The organism is Pseudomonas mangrovi (genome assembly GCF_003052585.1).
Lineage (GTDB): Bacteria > Pseudomonadota > Gammaproteobacteria > Pseudomonadales > Pseudomonadaceae > Aquipseudomonas > Aquipseudomonas mangrovi.
Genome location: NZ_QASN01000013.1, coordinates 62,607 through 80,917, shown reverse-complemented (window position 1 = coordinate 80,917; position 18,311 = coordinate 62,607). Strand labels below are relative to the sequence as shown.

14 protein-coding genes and 1 pseudogene are annotated in these 18,311 nt (G+C 57.4%); 7 read left to right on the top strand and 8 right to left on the bottom strand.

Translation table 11 applies throughout. The features are described 5' to 3' along the window. Positions 1-186: 186 nt before the first annotated feature. From DBO85_RS06875 to DBO85_RS06860, 4 genes are all read right to left on the bottom strand, one after another. The gene (locus DBO85_RS06875) at positions 187-585 is read right to left on the bottom strand and encodes a hypothetical protein (protein ID WP_146168179.1); all 399 of its coding nucleotides are present in this window, start codon (positions 583-585) and stop codon (positions 187-189) included. Positions 586-694: 109 nt separating this feature from the next. Next, positions 695-1,138, bottom strand: coding sequence for a helix-turn-helix domain-containing protein (locus tag DBO85_RS06870; RefSeq protein WP_158268880.1), 444 nt, complete (start codon positions 1,136-1,138; stop codon positions 695-697). Between the two features lie 107 nt (positions 1,139-1,245). Beyond that, positions 1,246-3,033 (bottom strand): diguanylate cyclase, encoded by a 1,788-nt coding sequence (locus DBO85_RS06865; RefSeq protein WP_233356566.1) that lies wholly within the window; start codon positions 3,031-3,033, stop codon positions 1,246-1,248. Between the two features lie 287 nt (positions 3,034-3,320). Continuing rightward, on the bottom strand, positions 3,321-5,123 hold the full coding sequence (locus DBO85_RS06860) for an acyl-CoA dehydrogenase (RefSeq protein WP_108106520.1): 1,803 nt from the start codon (positions 5,121-5,123) through the stop codon (positions 3,321-3,323). Positions 5,124-5,424: 301 nt separating this feature from the next. On the opposite strand from DBO85_RS06860, the gene DBO85_RS06855 reads away from it, so the two are divergent. The 5 genes and pseudogenes from DBO85_RS06855 (at position 5,425) to DBO85_RS06835 (ending at position 8,537) form a co-directional block, all read left to right on the top strand. Continuing rightward, positions 5,425-6,270 carry a 23S rRNA (adenine(2030)-N(6))-methyltransferase RlmJ gene (locus tag DBO85_RS06855; protein WP_108106519.1) on the top strand — a complete coding sequence of 282 codons (846 nt, stop codon included), beginning with the start codon at positions 5,425-5,427 and terminating at the stop codon, positions 6,268-6,270. Positions 6,271-6,425: 155 nt separating this feature from the next. Then, entirely contained in the window at positions 6,426-6,905 is a 480-nt protein-coding gene (locus DBO85_RS06850; protein ID WP_146168178.1) for a hypothetical protein, read from the top strand. 140 nt (positions 6,906-7,045) lie between these two features. After that, a complete protein-coding gene (locus DBO85_RS06845; protein WP_108106517.1) occupies positions 7,046-7,522 on the top strand; it encodes a hypothetical protein in 477 nt (158 codons plus the stop codon). Between the two features lie 68 nt (positions 7,523-7,590). Next, positions 7,591-7,957: pseudogene (locus DBO85_RS06840) on the top strand (tyrosine-type recombinase/integrase); the annotation flags it as partial. Further along, entirely contained in the window at positions 7,950-8,537 is a 588-nt protein-coding gene (locus DBO85_RS06835) for a hypothetical protein (protein WP_108106516.1), read from the top strand. The pseudogene DBO85_RS06840 and the gene DBO85_RS06835, both read left to right, overlap by 8 nt. A gap of 814 nt (positions 8,538-9,351) precedes the next feature. On the opposite strand, the gene DBO85_RS19060 is transcribed toward DBO85_RS06835, so the two are convergent. After that, positions 9,352-10,377: a hypothetical protein gene (locus DBO85_RS19060; protein ID WP_146168177.1), complete on the bottom strand. Its 1,026-nt coding sequence runs from the start codon at positions 10,375-10,377 to the stop codon at positions 9,352-9,354. A 3-nt stretch (positions 10,378-10,380) separates the two neighbouring features. Continuing rightward, positions 10,381-11,544: a hypothetical protein gene (locus DBO85_RS06830; protein WP_108106515.1), complete on the bottom strand. Its 1,164-nt coding sequence runs from the start codon at positions 11,542-11,544 to the stop codon at positions 10,381-10,383. A gap of 387 nt (positions 11,545-11,931) precedes the next feature. Between DBO85_RS06830 and DBO85_RS06825 the strand changes: the two genes are divergently transcribed. Next, entirely contained in the window at positions 11,932-13,410 is a 1,479-nt protein-coding gene (locus tag DBO85_RS06825) for an McrB family protein (RefSeq protein WP_233356565.1), read from the top strand. Positions 13,411-13,426: 16 nt separating this feature from the next. Next, positions 13,427-14,692, top strand: a complete 1,266-nt coding sequence (locus DBO85_RS06820; RefSeq protein WP_158268879.1) for an McrC family protein — start codon at positions 13,427-13,429, stop codon at positions 14,690-14,692. On the opposite strand, the gene DBO85_RS19645 is transcribed toward DBO85_RS06820, so the two are convergent. Both DBO85_RS19645 and DBO85_RS06810 read right to left on the bottom strand, forming a co-directional pair. After that, positions 14,681-15,247: a very short patch repair endonuclease gene (locus tag DBO85_RS19645; RefSeq protein WP_108106512.1), complete on the bottom strand. Its 567-nt coding sequence runs from the start codon at positions 15,245-15,247 to the stop codon at positions 14,681-14,683. The genes DBO85_RS06820 and DBO85_RS19645 overlap by 12 nt on opposite strands. A 7-nt stretch (positions 15,248-15,254) precedes the next feature. Next, a complete protein-coding gene (locus DBO85_RS06810; protein WP_108106630.1) occupies positions 15,255-17,672 on the bottom strand; it encodes a DNA cytosine methyltransferase in 2,418 nt (805 codons plus the stop codon). Between the last annotated feature and the right edge of the window lie 639 nt (positions 17,673-18,311).

Below are 18,311 nucleotides of genomic sequence, written 5' to 3'. Positions count from 1 at the left end.
CTATCAGCGTGGCTCAGTCAGGGGCTCGGAGAAGAGCGCTCATCTGCTGCTGCGCAGAATGGATGTTTCGCGCTTGCCGGCCTACCGCCAGATGGCCCGGTTGCCTGAATGTCAGCTCAGGGCGGGGTGCGCTGCTTTTCGCTGCGGTTCTTGGCGCTGGCTGGTAGGTGTTGCGGGCAGCGGCGCCTAGACGACTTCACCGAGCCGGAATATCGGCAGGTACAGGGCATAGCCGAAGGCCAGCGGCACCAGCAGGATGCAGGCGATGCTGGTGAGCAGCGCGCCCAGGCCACGGGACGCGTGATTCGGCCAGACAAACCAGGCCACCGGTATCAGCAACGGCAGCACGGCCGCCAGCGGATAGAACTGGATGGCCAGGCGGGTCGCCAGTGGCAGCTCCGCGCCGAAGTTGCGAAATACGTCCGCGAACTGCGGCACTGCAGCGATGATCGCCACCGCCAATAGAAGGTTGAGCAGTAGCGCGATGCCCAGCATCAGCAGCTGCGCGGGCAATCCCGCGTGGTCTGCCGCGGTCTGTGGAGTGAGCGGTGCGGGATCGTCGTATTCCGGCGGTTGCAGGGTCATGGGCAGGATCATCCTTGGTTGAACGGGCGCCAGCGGCTCCTTGCCGTGGCTCGGGAGGGAGTGTCGCCCGTGGCGCCCGGCGCGGCACTCCCCCGGAATGGTGGCAGCGCTAACGGCCGACGAGTGGCGTCGGCAGCGCACGTCTCAGGCGCAGGCCGTGCAACGTCACGCCGAGCCCCCAGCCGAGGGCGGGCCAGACTGCCCAGCCGGGAGCGCCGTTAGCGAGCAGGTTGCCCAACAGCAGTGCGCCGCAGATCAGCACATAGAGCGTCAGATGGATACGCCAGGCGCGCCGCTTGGCCCCAGGCAGGCGCACGACCGGTGCCGCGATGCGTGGGTGGGCTGCCGGCGCAGATGCTGCACCGGCGCAAAGTTCCGCCACGTCCAGCCCCAGAGCTGCTGCCACGGCCATGCGCGAGTCCGCCGAGGCGCTGCCGTCGGCCTCCATGCGCTGCAGGGTGCGTGCACTGATGCCGGCCACGGCGGCGAGGTGTTCCTGCGACCAGCCGCGCGTCTCGCGCAGCAATCTGAGTTTTTCCGAGTCGACTTTCATCTGCTGATCCACGGGGTGTGCTCCGGTGATTGCTGGAGCGGGAAGCGTGCTGATTCGGTACATGAAAAGACACGTCAGTCTGCCGCCAGTCACCCGTCACCAGGGCGTCAGGCTCTGTTCAGTGCATGTGCGAGCATCACCCGGTTGCGGCCGGCGGCCTTGGCTGCGTACATCGCCGCATCCGCCTGGCGGATCAGCGTGGTGCCGCTTTCTTCGCCGCGGCTGAGGACGATGCCGATGCTGGCGCCGACCTGCAGGCAGAGTTCGCCCAGCAGGATCGGGGCGTGCAGTCCGGTCAGGATGCGCTCAGCGACCTCCAGGGCATGCTCGGCAGAATGGATGGCTTCGCAAATCAGGACGAATTCGTCGCCGCCCAGGCGCGCCGGCAGATCGCTGTCCCGGGCGCAGTCACGCAGTCGCCGGGCGATCTCGATCAGCACCTGATCGCCCAGCTCGTGGCCGTGCAGATCGTTGATCGGCTTGAAGCCATCCAGGTCGATGAGCATCACTGCCAGCGTTTCGTTGCGCCGCTTCGCCCGCTGGATCGCCTGGTCCAGCTGGCGCTGCAGCGAGGTGCGGTTGGCCAGCTGGGTCAGCGCGTCCTGCATGGCCATCGAACTGAGTTGCCGGTTGGCCTCTTCGAGCGCCTCGGTACGTTCGGCGACGCGGTGCTCCAGTTGCCGTTCGTGACTCTGCAGCACCTGCTCCTTCTGTCGTTTGAGCTCGTTGAAGCGTGCGGCCAGCGCCAGCGACAGCAGGATCATCTCCAGCGCCGAGCCGATCTGCATGGCGTGCATGGTGAAGGCGTTGCTCGGGATCAGCGCAAAGTTGCGCAAGGCCAGCAGGCTGGCGCCGAGCAGCAGGGTCAGCCAGGCAAGCAGGAACAGCGCGGCCCCCGGCGCGCCCTTGCGTACGCAGACGAAGCCGGTAATCAGCGTGCAGACACACATGCACAGCCCCGAGATCGACATCAGCTGCAGCGCCTGTTGCACCGGCAGCAGCAGGGTCGCCAGGGCACAGCCGGAGAGGAGAATCGTCGCCAGGCGCAGCCAGCGATCGCCGCGCGGCATCCATTTCGCTGTATCGAGAAAGCTGCGAGCGAACAGCAGGCCGATCGCCGCGGCGGCATTGATGCCGAACGGCAGCGCGCGGTTGGTCCACCAGTTGCCGCCGCTCCAGAGGAACTGCGCGCCCAGACCGTTGAGGCCGAGGATGCCAACGAAGAATGCACTGACGAAGAGCGCGTAATAGAGGAAGGGGCGTTCGCGCAGGGCGAAGAACAGCAGCAGGTTGTAGCAACCCAGTGCTATCAGGGTGCCTGAGTACATGGCGTGCACGAGGTAGCCATCGACACTGTGGCGCTCATGCTGGTTGCGTGCATACAGGGTGCCGTCCAGCGTCATGGCTCCCTCGGAACTGGCGCGGACATAGAGCGTGCGCCGCTCTCCCGGTTGCAGGCGGATGTCGAACACCGGTGCGCGATTGGCGACGCTGCGCTGCTGGAACGGCAGCATGTCACCAGCCTGGCCGAGCCGAACGCCGTCGCTGCCGACGTCGAACAGCGTAATGCGATCTAGCGACGGATAGCTGAACTCCAGGCGCCAGTCGCCGGTTTGCGACTGCACCGACTGTAGCGTCAGGCGCAGCCATATGGCGCCGTCGACATAGCCGAAGTTGAGTTTGCTGGCGCGGCGCCATGCAGGCGCTTGGCTGGCGGTCAGCAGGTCATCAAGGCGCAGCGTGCCTGTCGGGTCGGCGAGGTACTCGACCTGTGCGGTGAGCGACTGCGGCGGGCTGTTTTCCTGCAGTTGCAGTGCCGCCTGGAGCGGCAGCGTAAGCAGGCCGAGCAGCAGCCAGGGCAGCGTCAGCAGGTAGCGGAGGTGGCGGCGGGACATCATTGTCTCTCGGTCGGACACAGCGCCTTCGGCGGCGGTGTGCCAATAGTGGCAGATAGCCTAATTTGAAGCACGGTCCCCATGCGTGTGGGCGCGGCGTCTCGGCTTTTTCCCTCTCCATCGGGAGAGGGTGCCGAAGGCGGGTGAGGGATGGTTCAGGCGACTCGCCGCCAAGCGCTCCAGGCCGCGCCCGGCAGTCTGCACGCCGGCGCTTCCCTCATCCAGCGCTGCGCTCAATAAAAAGCCCCGCGCGGCAGGCCGAGCGGGGCTTTGGTCTGGCGGGTCGCTTAGAACCAGCCGTCCTGCATGTCCAGGCAGGTCGGGTCGCGGGCGTCGAGCAGATCCAGCTCGTGATGACAGCCCGGCACTTCCCAGGTCAGGAAGTAGCGCGCGGCTTGCAGCTTGCCCTTGTAGAAGGCTTCGTCTGCGGAGTTGCCGCGAGCCAGGCCTTCCTCGGCGCGGATCGCCTGCTCCAGCCAGCGCCAGCCGATCACCGCATGGCCGAAGACCTTGAGGTAGAGGGCGGAGTTGGCCAGCGCCAGACTGACCTTGCCGGCCATCAGGTCGCCGATCAGGCCGGTGGTGGTGCCGGTCAGGCGCTCCAGCAGCTTCTCCAGCGGCTGGCGCAGTTCGGTCAGCGACTCGTAGGCGGCGGCGCGCTTGCAGGCGCTCTGCATCAGGCCAACCAGCTGGCGCAGGCCGGCGCCCTTGTTCTGGGTGACCTTGCGTGCCAGCAGGTCCAGCGACTGGATGCCGTGGGTGCCTTCGTGGATCGGGTTCAGGCGGTTGTCGCGGTAGTACTGCTCGACCGGGTACTCGCGGGTGTAGCCGTGGCCGCCGAGGATCTGGATCGCCAGTTCGTTGGCCTTGAGGCAGTACTCGGACGGCCAGGACTTGACGATCGGGGTCAGCAGGTCGAGCAGCTCGTCGGCGTTCTTGCGCTCTTCCTCGCTTACGCCGGTGTGGCCGTCATCGACCAGGCGGGCACAGAACAGGCCGAGGTCGAAGGCGCCTTCGACGTAGGCCTTCTGGGTCAGCAGCATGCGCTTGACGTCGGTGTGCTCGATGATCGAGACCTGCGGGCTGGTCGGGTCCTTGCCATCGGGCAGGCGACCCTGGGGACGCTCGCGGGCGTAGTCCAGCGAATACAGGTAGCCGGCGTAGCCGAGCATGATCGCGCCCATGCCGACGCCGATGCGTGCCTCGTTCATCATCTGGAACATGTAGTTCAGGCCCTTGTGCGGCTCACCGACCAGGTAGCCGACGCAATCGCCGTTGTCGCCGAAGTTCAGCGCGGTGCTGGTGGTGCCGCGCCAGCCCATCTTGTGGAACAGGCCGGCGAGGATCACGTCGTTGCGCTTGCCCAGGCTGCCGTCATCGTTGACCAGGAACTTGGGCACGATGAACAGGCTGATGCCCTTCACGCCGGGCGGGGCGTCCGGCAGCTTGGCCAGGACCATGTGGATGATGTTCTCGGACAGCGGGTGGTCGCCGCCGGAGATGAAGATCTTGTTGCCCTTCAGGCGATAGGTGCCGTCGCCGGCCGGCTCGGCCCTGGTGCGCAGGTCCGACAGCGAGGAGCCGGCATGCGGCTCGGTCAGCGCCATGGTGCCGAAGAAGCGGCCGTCGATCATCGGCTTGAGGAAGCGCTGCTTCTGCTCTTCGTTGCCGAACACTTCGATCAGGTGGCCGGCGCCCATGGTCAGCATCGGGTAGGAGCTGGTGGCGATGTTGGCCGACTGGAAGTGGGCGAAGCAGGCGCGCGCGAGCAGGTTGGGCATCTGCATGCCGCCGTCTTCGAAGCTGCGCGAGGCGTTCTGGAAGCCGGCCTCGATGAAGGCATCGACCGCCGGCTTGACCTCCGGGATCAGCACGGCCGCTCCGTCCACGTACTCCGGCTCGTTCTCGTCGTTCTTGCGGTTGTGCGGGGCGAAGAACTTCTCGGCGATGGTGCGTGCAGTGCCCAGGGCGGCGTCAAAGGTTTCGCGGCTGTGGTCGGCGAAGCGCTCGCGCTGGGTCAGGGATTCCGCGTCCAGCACTTCATAGAGTTCGAAGGCAAGGTTGCGGGAGCTGAGCAGGGTCTCGGACATTGGACATACCTCCGGTTAAGTGCAGGGATGATAGGCGGCCCGCGCAAGCCCCGCCTAGCACCATCCAAGTTCGTGATGCCGCGCCAGAAGTCGACCGGTCATGCGCGTCCGGGGCTCTGTTCCGCGCCCTCCATGCACTCCGAAAGGGATTCTTGTCGAGGACGGCAACAGCTGAACGGCGACCAAACCGGCACGTTACCGACATCCGCTCTAAAGGTTGCCGACAGATACCGGCCAGATCGCCTCTGCGAGCGGATTTTCGGCAGCCTGATAGAATCCGCCGCCTGATCCGGGAGCTGCCATGAACTACCGCCACGCCTTCCACGCCGGCAACCACGCCGACGTCCTCAAGCACATCGTCCTTGCTCGCCTGCTCGCCCTGCTGGGCAAGAAAGACGCGCCCTACGCCTACCTCGACAGCCACGCCGGCATCGGCCTGTACGACCTGCACGGCGATGCCGCCAGCCGCACCGGCGAATGGCTGCAGGGCATCGCCCGGCTCTGGGCTGCCACGCCGCGCCCGGCACTGGTCGAGGACTACCTCAGTGTGGTCGCCGCACTCAACCCCAACGGCACGCTGCGCTATTACCCCGGCTCGCCGGAGCTGGCGCGGCGGCTGAGCCGGGAGCAGGACCGCCTGCAGCTCAATGAGAAGCATCCCGAGGACGGCCGCCTGCTCAAGGACAACATGAAGGCCGACCGCCGCGTCGCCGTACACCTGGGCGAGGGCTGGCACGTGCCGCGCGCCCTGCTGCCGACTCGCGAGAAGCGCGTGCTGCTGCTGATCGACCCGCCCTTCGAACAGCTCGACGAGATGGAGCGCTGCGCGCAGTCGGTCAAGGAAGCCATCGGCCGCATGCGCCAGGCGGTGGTCGCGGTCTGGTACCCGATCAAGGACCTGCGCCAGCTCAAGCGCTTCCACCAGGGCCTGGAAAAGAGCGGCGCGCCGAAGATGCTGCGCGCCGAACTCTACGTGCAGTCCCCCGATAGCGCCGAGCGCCTCAACGGCTCCGGCCTGGCCATCGCCAACCCGCCCTGGGGTCTGGAAGAGGAGCTGCGCGAGCTGTTGCCCTGGCTGGCACAACTGCTGGCCCAGGGCGAGAGCGGCTGGCGGCTGGATTGGTTGATCGAGGAGAGTGCTGGCTGAGGTTGGCGGATTGCCGCGGACTCCCAGGCTTCGCGTCCTGTATCACGCCGCCCGATGACCCCCACTCCTGGTGGCTCCCATGCTCCGCGTGGGAGCAAGCCCGTCAACAATAGCGCCGGCTATATCTGTCTTCTTGCACGCTGAACGGATCAAACATGCTTTCAATCCTGCCGTTTTCTTCTTGCCGCCGGCATGCTTCCGCAGTTCTCGGGCTGATCCTCATGCTAAGCGGGTGCTCCGCAAACGGTCCGCAGTTCAGCGATGCGCAAGCAGCGCCGGATGAGGCGCTGGTCTATGTCTATCGTCCCTCTGCTGGAACGCTCCGGGCACGCACCGCGATCATCGAGGCGCCGCCGCACGCGAGCGTCCGGCTCTCGAACAACGGGCATGTGCTTCTGCGCCTTCCGCCGGGACCGCAACGCTTTTCCCAGGTGTGGGCGCCCTGGCTGGCGGACAGTATGCCGAACGATCGCCCGATCTCTCAGCAACTGGACCTGCAACCAGGGCAGCGCTATTTCCTCCGCCTTTCTGCTTGGAATCGCAAGGACGAAAAGCTGATCGTGATCCGTTGGCAGCTGGAAGAAGTGCCCGCCGCTCAGGCGCTGGAAGAGATCGCCAAGACGCGCAGAGACTGAACTGGGCCAAGTAGGTGGGCCTGAATAAAACTGTCGCCTTTTCCTCTGTGAGCCGATGCGGGGTAGCAGAGTGTGAAAGGTGATTGGGTGGCTGGGTTGGCGACCGGCCTTTATCTGGATGTGAACGGGAGAACAAGAAAGTGGCCATACCCTTTGTTGTCGGGCCTACCCTGCGCGAGCTCTTGCATGTATTCAACGCCTGCTTGAATGAAGCTGAGCGTACGCAGACGGAGGAATCTCCAACTATCCACGTGCTGGGCCTTTGCGACCGGGATGTCTTGAGTTCGGCGCGGTTTGCCCGGGGGCGGCCGCTGGGTTTCGAGTGGCGGGTACGACGCAGCGACGTGCTTGAGGTGCTGGCGGAGCAGGGGGCGGGCGAGTTTGCCTCGTTGTCCATCCAGGCTCGAGCGGATAGCGTCGAGGTGGTCCAGTTCATGCCGTACTCTGGAGTCGACCGCGACCACGGTTGCAGCTCCTCCCGCGGCGACAAGCTCCACTTCAGGGTGTTGGCTAGACATTTGCCGAGCGCCACGCTCGTGCTGCAGCGAATTGTGGAAGAGCCGGGCAGCGCCTGGTTCGCCGAATTGCCGAGCCTGTGGGGGGACTGCCGTCGATGATTCCTTTGATTCGCTCGGTGCGCAGGTTACGACCGGATCTCACCTGCGATCGCTCTCACAAGAGACTTGGCTGCCTGATTCACTACAGCAAGACGAAATCCAGCAAGAACCGCACGGTGCCGATCAGCGCCGACCTGCTGGGGCGCCTCGATTCCGCGCTGCCGTTCCGTCCGGGCTACAACATCTTCCGCAAGGTGGTGGGGTTGATCGGGCTGGAGCTCCCAGACGGCCAGCTGACCCACGTCCTGCGCCACAGCTTCGCCAGCCATTATGATGAACGGCGGCGACATCCTGACCCTGCAGCTCGTACTGGGGCGCACCACCCTGGCTATGACGCAAAAGTATGCCCATTTCAGCCCGGGGCACCTGGCTGATGTGGTGAGCCTCAATCCCATGGCTGCTGCCGGCCCAACTGTGAGTGCAGACGATGATTGATGCGGTGGATTGGACGGCTGTGATTAAGGGAGTGGATTGGACAACCGTTCTCGTGGGGCTGGTAACGGGTGTAACCGCTGCAGGCGGCCCTTATCTGATATGGCTGAAACAGGCAAAAAGTGAGCGCCGAAGCGTTCGTGCTGCGCTGCTTGCCGAGGTGTCGGCACTGATTGAGATTGTGGAAATCAGGGGCTACTTGAGGGATATCCGGGCAGCAGAGGCGACACTGTCGAACCTAGAGCAATGGCAGCTCGACACGCTTTCCTCGTCCGACTTTCAGTTTCAAGTCCCCATTGGAGAACACTACAACCGGGTGTACCAGTCGAACGTGAATCGCTTGGGTTCGTTGAGTGCCGGTGAAGCGCGGATGGTTGTTCGCTTCCACCAGTTGGCCGATAGCGTCAAGGCGGATATCAGTGAAGGTGGCGTGTTGTTCATTGGGTCGCTGGACGCCGAAGATTTCAAGGATGCCGCAGACATTCTGGAGACTGCGATGGAGCTGGGAAGGCGGTTCGTGGACTCTACGCCATGGTGGCATTTCTGGAAGGGTGGACAAGTTGTGGACGCTGCCCGGGTGTGAAACGGCGGTGGACAACCATCCAGAAATACGAAAGCCGCGCAGTGCGCGGCTTTGCAAGTTGGTGGGCCCACACGGACTCGAACCGTGGACCAAAGGATTATGAGTTGCCTAGAAACGCTGCAAACCCAGTGAAATCGGGCGTAGCTTAGTGCAGGTACAGTCAGCTGAAGGTAGCTTTGTAGAGGGGCTTGATCGCAATTTAGCGAAACCTATCTAAGCCGGGGACTGTACCGCCAGTGTACTGTTTTGTGTACCTCTATGCGGCAAGCGCAATGGGCGAAGGAATTCAATATCGGCATTCGGCTCATTGCGTGAGCCGATTGTTCTGGCTATTCGGCTCATTGTGGCGTCGTACTGATCGGTTGCTGGGGAGTGATACGCGGCAGCTGACGCTGTGTTAGGACGAGGCAGCGCCTCTTTGCCAGCAACTCAGAGCGGCCAATCCCCTTTCGGCAGTGCCTTTGTTTGCGCGGTTCTGAGAGGCCGGCTTCTTCGATAGCTCTATCCGAACCGCAAAAATGCGGAACGGCTTTGCTTCTGCACAATGTTCCCATGCCTTCCATCCAAGCATGCATTGTGTTTAGCCTCTCCGCACCAAGCGGGCTCGTTTTCCGCAGCTTCAATCATGTCTATGCCGATCTCAGCTGTTCGAGCATGGAGCCGACTTACTCGCGGGAATGCTTAGCGCTGTTTTAAAAAGTTTCCAGTGAGCGTCCTTGTGCTTGGGGCGATGACTTTTTATTTTTGAGGGGTATGCGAGTTAAAACGAGTCTTCATTAAGTTGATGTAATCGTTTCAAACGAGCGCTAGATTCTTAGTAGGGCATTTTCTTTTCGATAAGGTATGTGAATAAGTTGTCACTAAGTGTGGACATGGATTCCATGTACGGATGAACGCGCTGGTAGTCATGGAATAAAGTATTTCTGATTTTATAGATCTTGTCAGCGAAAGTCATTTCGGTGTGTTGAATATTGAGTGTCGTTAGTATTTTTTCGGCTGAAATCCCTGTTGTGGGGCAGGCGGGGCATAGTACGCTATTTATTCGTGAGTCTTCTTTTGTAGCCTTTTGAAAGTCCTTAAGTATGTCTTTCAGGTCTGTCACTGAGTGCGTGGCGGTTGCTCCAAATTTAATCTTTAAGGATTGAACTCGTGCGTTGAACTCATCGGACATTAAAAATTCAATAACCTGATATATGTAAAAGAAGCGGAGAAATGGATTTTCAGTGCATGGAATTAGCTCTGTCAATATGGTAACTATGTAATCTGGTAAGTCTTTGGTTTTTTTTATTCTGAGGGGCGAGCCCTTGAGTTGTTGTGGTGCGGTAAGTGCTAGTGGTTGGGTTTGATCTGGGCTAAATGTCAGTCCTTTGCTTGCAAAGTATATCGCGTAGTTTTTGGGTAAATTGGTATGGTCTGGGATTTTTATATTCCAAGTGACTAAGTAAAAGCTGTTCTCTGCAAATACCATGGGCGCACTGCTGGCGTTAGCATGGTCTTTGTGGGCCAGTGAATAATTTCCTTTGAATGAGTTTTCGCAGATGATCGCAGCGGCAATTAAGCTGTAGGCTGCGTAATGTATATTTTTGTTGTTAGGGTTCTCCTCGGAGAGAATCGATTCACTGGGAATTAAGTAGCCTACCGTCCCTGCGCTTTCTAATTCTATAATTGAGTATTCTGATTCTGCGATTGTTCTGTTTGCTTTTATTATGTGTACGCTGTAGTCAGCGAAATTTATAAGATTTATGAGTTGTTGTGATAAGTTTTCTGGTATGTCTAGCGCTATTGTGGTTTTGTCGGGCCTTGAAAAACAAAGCCTTTTGAGTTTTTTGATTCTTGACATGGGTTATATGCCAATTCTAACAGTGCTTGTATATGCCTCGTCCAGTGCTTTTTTTAAGTTTAAGTGGCATCCAGAGTGATTCCAGAATAGCATTTTAAAAAATTGCCTAAAAAATAGTCTTTGAGCATTGCCAATTCTTTTGGCTTTTTCGTTTATTAGCTCGATTAGTTCATTAAAGTGAATTATAAAATCTTCCGGCTCGCAACCTATAATAATATGGTCTATATCCAGGCTGTCGAGCGATATCTTATCGCCTTCGTCTCTTAGTAAGCCAATAGCTGCGCCGAATCCTGAAATCGCTTGAGCTTTCTTAAAGGCTTGGGTGCCTGTGGCTCCCCAAATGCGAGACGCATTGGGTGAATCGTTATCTTCGTCGAAGTTGTCTAGGGCTGGGTATTTAATATCTAAATCTGAAATTTTCAGCATGAATTTATTCCAGGCGGATATAAAGTCTCTGAAAATATCTTTGCCGTTATTTTCTTTTGCTAGGTTCTCTAGGCTTGAGATGTTGTCTAGGATATCCCCTCTGTCTAAAGGTGATTCGCTTCTCTCTAAGTATGAATTGAAACCTTCAATTGCATCTTTGAAGTTATAAGAGCTCGGGTTTCTTGCGCGTGCGCCGTCTACTTCTCTGACTAAAGTTACTCCGTCTATTGGTGTGTCGAGAAAGTCAAGGTACATGATCTCAATTTGATGGCGAACGGACATTGCGGTTTGGCCGGTGTTGAGTGTTAGCATTCTATATAGAATGCCTATTTTGTTTATCCCTTCGTAGATTTCGCAGCGAATTTTTCTTTCAAGAAATGCTTTTTGGATTGTCGGGCTATCCATTGTCTCCTGTTCAATTTCCATTAGCGTGATGCTGCGCTGCAAACCATCAAGAAGTACAAAGTTAGCGCTGTCTTCATTGATGGCCTTGCTCAGATCTTTCTCAAGTGTGCCAGCCTGCTTTGTATAGGCAAGGACAATGGGTGGGAATACACAGCCTTGCAGTATGTCTGACTTAAGAAGGGAGTAGACTGACTTAGAGCTGCGGACCCGTTTTCGTTGAAAGTCGTTCTTCTTGTAGATTAATTTGGCAAGTTGCAGGTAGTCCTTGATCTTGATTTCTATCAGAACGCTTTTTGCGGATACCTTCGAGTCTTCAAGTGTTGATTTGATTTCCATTGTTACTCCATTTGACTCTCTAGTTTCATAAACCTGTAAGCCGCCTATGGTCGCTGGTTGGTGGATCAAGGGCGAACTAAGGCATTGACCTTTCTGGTCGAGTTAAGTCGTGGATTCTGTCTGGCTTGAGCCGATGCGCACAAGTAGAAACACGTGCGGCCATTGATGACTGAGCGAAATCTAGCGTAATTGAGCGAACCTGGTTAGGGTGCTGACCAGTGACCTGGTCCAGCCACAAGGCTGCTTTCGAGCGCTAGCCATTACGCATCTAGCGAATGGTGTGTTCCTTGATCAGGGATGATTTGCGGTGGAGTCGGCTCTCGCCAGAGTCCTTAGCACCGCTCTCAATGCTCATGCGGATGGAGAGACGCATTGCCGAACCCGACTATGAAAATCCTGTACGGCCCGCCTGGTACGGGGAAAACCTGGCAGGCGGCCAGGGAGGCAGTAAAGGCAATTGAGCCCGCGCGCTATGACCTTGCGCAGCAGGAGGCTGATCCGGCCGAGGCATTGCGCAAGCTTCATGAGAGCTTGGTCGCTGAGGGTAGGATTCTTTGGGTGACCTTTCACCCGAGCTATTCATATGAAGATTTTGTCGAAGGATATCGGCCGATTGTTGATGAGACCGGGCAACTTGCCTACCGAGTTGTTGACGGCCCGTTCAAGTCTCTCTGTCTGCGCGCACGATTTGAGGCGGACTTACAGATTGGTGAGCAGCTGAAAAATGGGTCAGGTGGCGATGCAGGCAAAGTAGTTGGAAAAGATGCCGGTGGCTGGGTGGTGCAGGTCAAATCTGATCGCGAAGATAAGGTTGCCATATCGACAGACAAGTACGTACCGCGATTTGTTGTAAACCGTATTTTGGATTTGGGACTTCCGCCGCAGATCTGCTCTATTCCAGGAACCGGGCGGTTTGAGCTTGAAAACTATGGAATTGACCCAGAGGATAATGATGTTCCGGAGCCTGAGGACGGTGATACTCCAACGACTCGCAAGGCAAGCGTACTAAAGCGGATCATAGCCAGGCGTACCGGAGTGCTTTCGACTTCTGACCTTACCAATGCTGCTCACATCGGATCTGTAATTCGGCGGCTTTATGAATTGCAGGCAAACGACCCTGGGGCGGGCGGGGCGGTCGCACTGGTTATTGACGAGATAAATCGAGCGGAGCCATCGAGGGTGTTTGGTGAGCTGCTGACCTTGCTAGAAATTGATAAGCGCGAAGGAAAGCCCGAGGCGAAGCAGATATGGCTTCCGTATTCAAAGAAGCTTTTCTCTGTGCCTGCTAATGTGTCGATCATCGGAACAATGAATACGGTTGACCGCTCGCTCACCGCTCTGGACTTTGCTATGAGGCGTAGGTTCGAGTTCGCGCACGTGCCTGCACAGCCCGAGCTTGTACCTGACGCTTATGGTGGTGTCAGCCCACGTGCGCTGCTGTGGCGAATCAACAACCGTGTATCCATGTTGCTCGGTAGCGGATACGAGTTTGGACATGCTTTTCTGATGCAGGAGAAGCTTGAGGCTATCCGTTCCTCTATGTCTTGGGCTGAAGAGCCAGACAGCCAGCTTCGCGTACTAGCACATGTAATGAGAGCCAATATCCTGCCGACCCTGGCAGAATACTTCCATGATGACTGGAGCAAAATCCGGGCTATCGCTGGCGAGTCCCGTGATGGGGTCGATGTCATCTCCTTGTTTGAGTCTCCTCCCCAGGATCCTCAGTTCATGAGCCGCTTGCCAGATGACTATGAGTCCTTTGAGGCGAAGTCATTAACATTCTCATATTGGTGGGATCCGAGCAGTGCGGGCTGGGATGGGGCGCGGTTCCATCGCTTTTTTGGTGCGTTAGCGGCGGGTAACTAACCCAGAGGGTAACTCTTTGCCTGAAGTCACCACTTGGGAAGGCATGCCCGTCCCGCTGCCCCCTGATGTCGACCCCCGTTGGTTTGCAGACCGCCTTATACAGCTCACGGACTCGGCACCTTTTACGGCTTTTCGCTGGAAGCGGGGAGGGCTGTATGCAGGGGAGGTTGTCGGCTGTGTTCAGCTCGGTCGTATTCGAATCAACATCCTACCCAAGCTCGATACGGCTGAACCTGAGCGTGATAAGTCATTTTTGTTGAACCTTCTGCGCTCTGCCGGCTATCTCAGTTACCCACATCAGAGTTCGGCAGAGGTCCGTGCGGAAACCATAGACCCCTTGGAGGCGATGGTATTTGAGGTGGCGAAGGAGATGGCCAATGCTTTGCGCGAAGGTCACCCCAGGCGTTATGAAGAGGTGCGTGAAGATTCGTCTGTATTGAGAGGGCGGATTGACTTTACGCGGTTATCTACTCGCCTGCCGGGATCCGCAATTATTCCAGTTCGCCATTCCCTATTAGGTGTAAACAACCAGCTTGCCCAGGTTCTCAAGGGAATAGCGACCTTCTTGCATCGAATTACTCGGAGTGCTGTCAACCGGCAGAGGCTAGGGATGATTCTGTCCACTCTTTCAACAGTGGACAACAAAGTAGTCAGTGTTGCTCAAGTGGATGCGTTAGTGCTTTCCCGATATGAAATGCGCTGGTCTAAGACGCTGGCGGTAGGTCGATTGTTGTTAAGCGGGCAGTCGCCGGATCCAACTTTTGGAGGGCGTAACCAAGCGTTCTCTTTGCTTTTCCCCATGCAGCATCTCTATGAGCGTGCGTTAAGAAATATTCTTGCCACTGCGGTTGATGGTAGTGGTACAAGTGTCAAATCCCGAAGCGAGCCTTTGTTCTTATTCGTAGATGAGGAAGAGCAATCTGGAGTTGTCCGGCTGCGGCCAGACTATGTTTTTACTCGTGGAGAAAAGCCTGTTGCGATTGCAGATGCTAAGTGGAAGCGTGCAAGTGAGAGCGGAGCGGCACATGGGATAAAGCGGGAAGACTTTTATCAGATACATGCATACCTGACACGATACAAAGTGTCGGAAGCAGTGATCCTTGTTCCGAAAGCTCCCTGGATGCCGGGGACATGGACTAAAAGCTATCGTGATGCTGATACAAATGCTCAAGTGCACTTGATAGGCGTTGATGTAGAAGGACTGGTAAGTCGTAGCGCTAAGGCACGAGAATCGAGCTATGAATTGCTCACTCGAATGCTCGGTACTGTTCTACCTGAATAGAGCAGGATTCTTCGGCTTTCTGGAGCGCACCTCTATGCTTGCCGGTTGGTCAGAAACCAAGTATTCGATATACCAGCGTTCCAGAGTTCCGCTTGAGCATGCAGGCTCCACCTTTACCACCATTGCTCGATCTCTGAATACCATTCCTAGATCAAGGTAGGCATTTGCAACATCTGCCGTTACATGCGCGAGATCAGATTCAATTTCATGTTCCCAAAATCTTAAGACACGCCACCCACTTTCGATCAGAGCTGCGGTCTGTTTGCGGTCTCGCCTGGTGTTGGTCTCCAATTTCTCCGACCAGAACTCTGGCCTTGTTCGAGGCATAACATAGTGTTGTGGGCAGCCATGCCAGAAACAGCCGTCAACGAATACCGCCAGTTTGCGTGCAGTGAAAACAATGTCAGGGCGAACTCCGGCGACCCGGAAGTTCACCCGGAATCGAAACCCGCTATGCCATAGCGCTTTGCGCAGCAGTATTTCAGGGGAGGTGTCCCTCCCTCTGATGTTTGCCATGTTTGTACTACGGGCGTGCTCTAGGTCCAGAGCGAGCATTGACGTCTTAGGTGATGGCAAGTTGTTCTGATTCGATGATAGGCGCGGCATTAGGCGTTTTCTTCGATCCAGGCGTCACGTCTTCCTTGGATAGAACCTGCGCGACTCTCTCTGCAAACTGCAGGCTCAGTAGCGGGGGAACTGCATTACCTACGACTCGGAAGCCGTCCACCAGGCCAACGCTTCCGAACCTGTAGTCATCAGGGAAGGACTGCACCCGTGCCGCTTCCCTTACTGATAGCGTGCGCGGGAGGGTTGGGTGGACGAACGCATAAGTGTCTTTCGCCATATGGCTGACGATCGTCTTGGATGGTTGTGCCGGATCCATGCGAGACAACCAATCGCCATGAGCACCTTCGCGTTTGCGCAGGTAGGTCGCCGTCAGCAGATGATGTTCAAGTTCACCTGGTTGAGGTGGAATGCTCTCTAGCAGCAGGCGAAGACTCAATGAGCCATCTGCGGACGCTACCAGATTGCTGACCTCATCATTAGATATGCCAAGACGTGCCGCTAGATCCGGGGAGGATTTGAGCGCATCGTTTAGCTTCGCCAGCATCGCTGCAAGTCGCTGAAGCGTTGGTGCTTCGTCGCAGCGATAGTCCATCCAGCGCTTACCTGGCCCCATCAGCGAGAAGAATGCTTCATCGTCGCGCCGAGGGGGGCGCGCAAGGTGTGCATCGACCACTGCGCCGCGGAATGCCCAGGCCCTGTAGATATCACTGGCCTGATCTGGCACAGCGGTCTCATTGCGTAGAGGGCTGTGCGGTTTTTCGAGTATGGCCTCCTGCAGCTCCTGATTGCTGAAGTTGGGCTCAGGCAGTTCTTCCAGCGCAACTTGTAAAGGAACTGCTCTCCGTCGCTGTAGCGACAGGCACCACGCCGCAGCGTCCGCGCTTGAGAGGGTTTTGCTCAGTTCTTTTCTCACGCCAGCCATAACAAAGCGCTCGCGAGCCTGTGGCACTGCATGTTGTGAGGCAACAACGATTTTTCGCGATACGGCATAGCCAAGCCCCCGCTCAGATACTGATTCGATTGCTTCAGCCAGGATGTCGGCTGCATCGAACTCAATGCCTTCTGCTTTGACCACCGCTTGGAAGTGACGCACATTCTCGAAAAGGAAGATCTTGGGGGCGAGTGCCGCGACAAAGAGGACATACTGATGCATCAGCTGGTTTCGGCTGTCGACAGAGTCCTCGTCTTCATGGACGTGGACGCTCTGCTCTTTGAGGCTGCGAATCTTTCCTCGGCCGATTCGGCTGAATCCTTGGCAGGGCGGGCCGCCGAGCAACACTGTCACCTGTCGCCCATCTTCATAGATGGATTTGAGCCTTGCCTGAGTAAGGGGGGCTTCAAAGAAGGACCGCCTTACAGCTTCACGTGTAGCGCGCCACTCCACCCACAAGGCTTTGACTGCGCGCATCACGGAGCTTTCTAAGAAGTCCATGAACCTGTCGATCCGTTCTGCAGCGGATGCAAGTTGCCCGCGCCCAGCACCAGCGGCCCGAGTCGATAGTTTTCCTGCCTCATTGTCCCAGAGTTTACGCATGCGTGAGCGGCAAGAACGTAGCAGCTTATCGTCGAGTGGTGCATCGAAGGGGCGGACTGTGTCCGGGATATCCCCGTCTTGATGCCAGATTAGGGGGCCAACCTTGGGATAAGAGCCTCCGCTTGATGGCAATTTTGTCGCGTTGTGAAAACCTGAAACCGAAGTCTGACCTAGTGTTGCAGAGCCAAGGCTTTTGATTGCCGAGATGTAATCGGTACGACTTCTGAGGGCGTGCAGATTTTCTAGAAAGTCTTGGTCGAGTTCCCTAAGCCGTTTCCTAAGGCTCGGGATGCCACCGTTGCCGAGCTCGGTAAGCTCCTTGGCTAGGGCGGTATCGCCAGTAGTCCGAGCAAGGTGGTCTAGGTAATAGCCTTGAATCTCGGACTCGCTCATGAAATCCGTTATATCGCTCTGCCTGGCTATAGGCAGGTTCCCAGAGGGCGATGGGTGATTGTCATTGAAGACCCGTACCATTGGGGCTTCGATATCCAATGCCATTGCCACACGATATACACGCCCACCGTCAAAGCGCTCGAAGCCCAGGGACATACCGCCGCAACCACAAAAGAGATCAACCACATTCAAGGGCTTTTGAGGTGTTATAGATTGGGTGTCCATACCTCCAATCGGAGGGAGCGGCGACAAGAATTCCTCCTCAACATCGCTGCGCTGCTTTGCAGTGGCCTGCGGGTTGTTTTGAGCCTGTACCTCTTCCAGCCAGAGCCGATATTTGGCCATCGAGTCACTACGGACATACTCGCCTGAGAGATGCCGCTCCAGAGCTGAGGCACCGATACCAATAGCCGCTGCTGCTTCTTGAAGAGTCAGCTTCTGTGCCTGGATCTTCTGGCGGATCTTGATGAGAGTGGGATTGATCATAGAGCTCAACATAAGAATTCAAAGGCTATTGCTCCCACCGTGGGTACGAGGGAGGCAAGCGGACTGGCGCACGATGATACAGGAAGTATCTACTGGTGCCCTGTGCCTGCGTGGGTTTAGCGATGGATGACCGTATGCATGCAGCTGGCTTTTGCCGCCTAGCAAAGGCGCCTATGCATGGTCGTTCCAGAGCGCTTGAGGGCTGTATTTTTCTTCGCCTCGCACCGAGGGGGCGGTTGCGGCGGGAACACTATTGAGCAGGAATTCGTGCCGCTTTGGGGAGAGGTCATTCGCGAAGTTGGATAGGCCGAGACGATTTTGTTTCGTTAGTGGACTGGCCGATTTTAAGCCGGAATCTTTCCCCTATAGGTCATGCTGGAAGCCGCATCCTGCGTACTGGCATAGGAGGTGCCCGGAATCCTTCCCTGATGGGGAAGTTAAGGAGGCCAGAGGGGAAATTTTCGCGGACGCGAAAATGAGATTCGCAGGGAGTCCGCTGTGTCTGCTGGTGAGGGCCAGCGCGACAAGTCACCCTGACCCTCACCAGCTTGCTGAAAAAGCCGAGCGCTGTTGAGTGGTAGGTCGGTAAGCCCGTGCAATATTTTCGCGTCCGCGAAAAAAACTGTGAGCCTAGCTTTG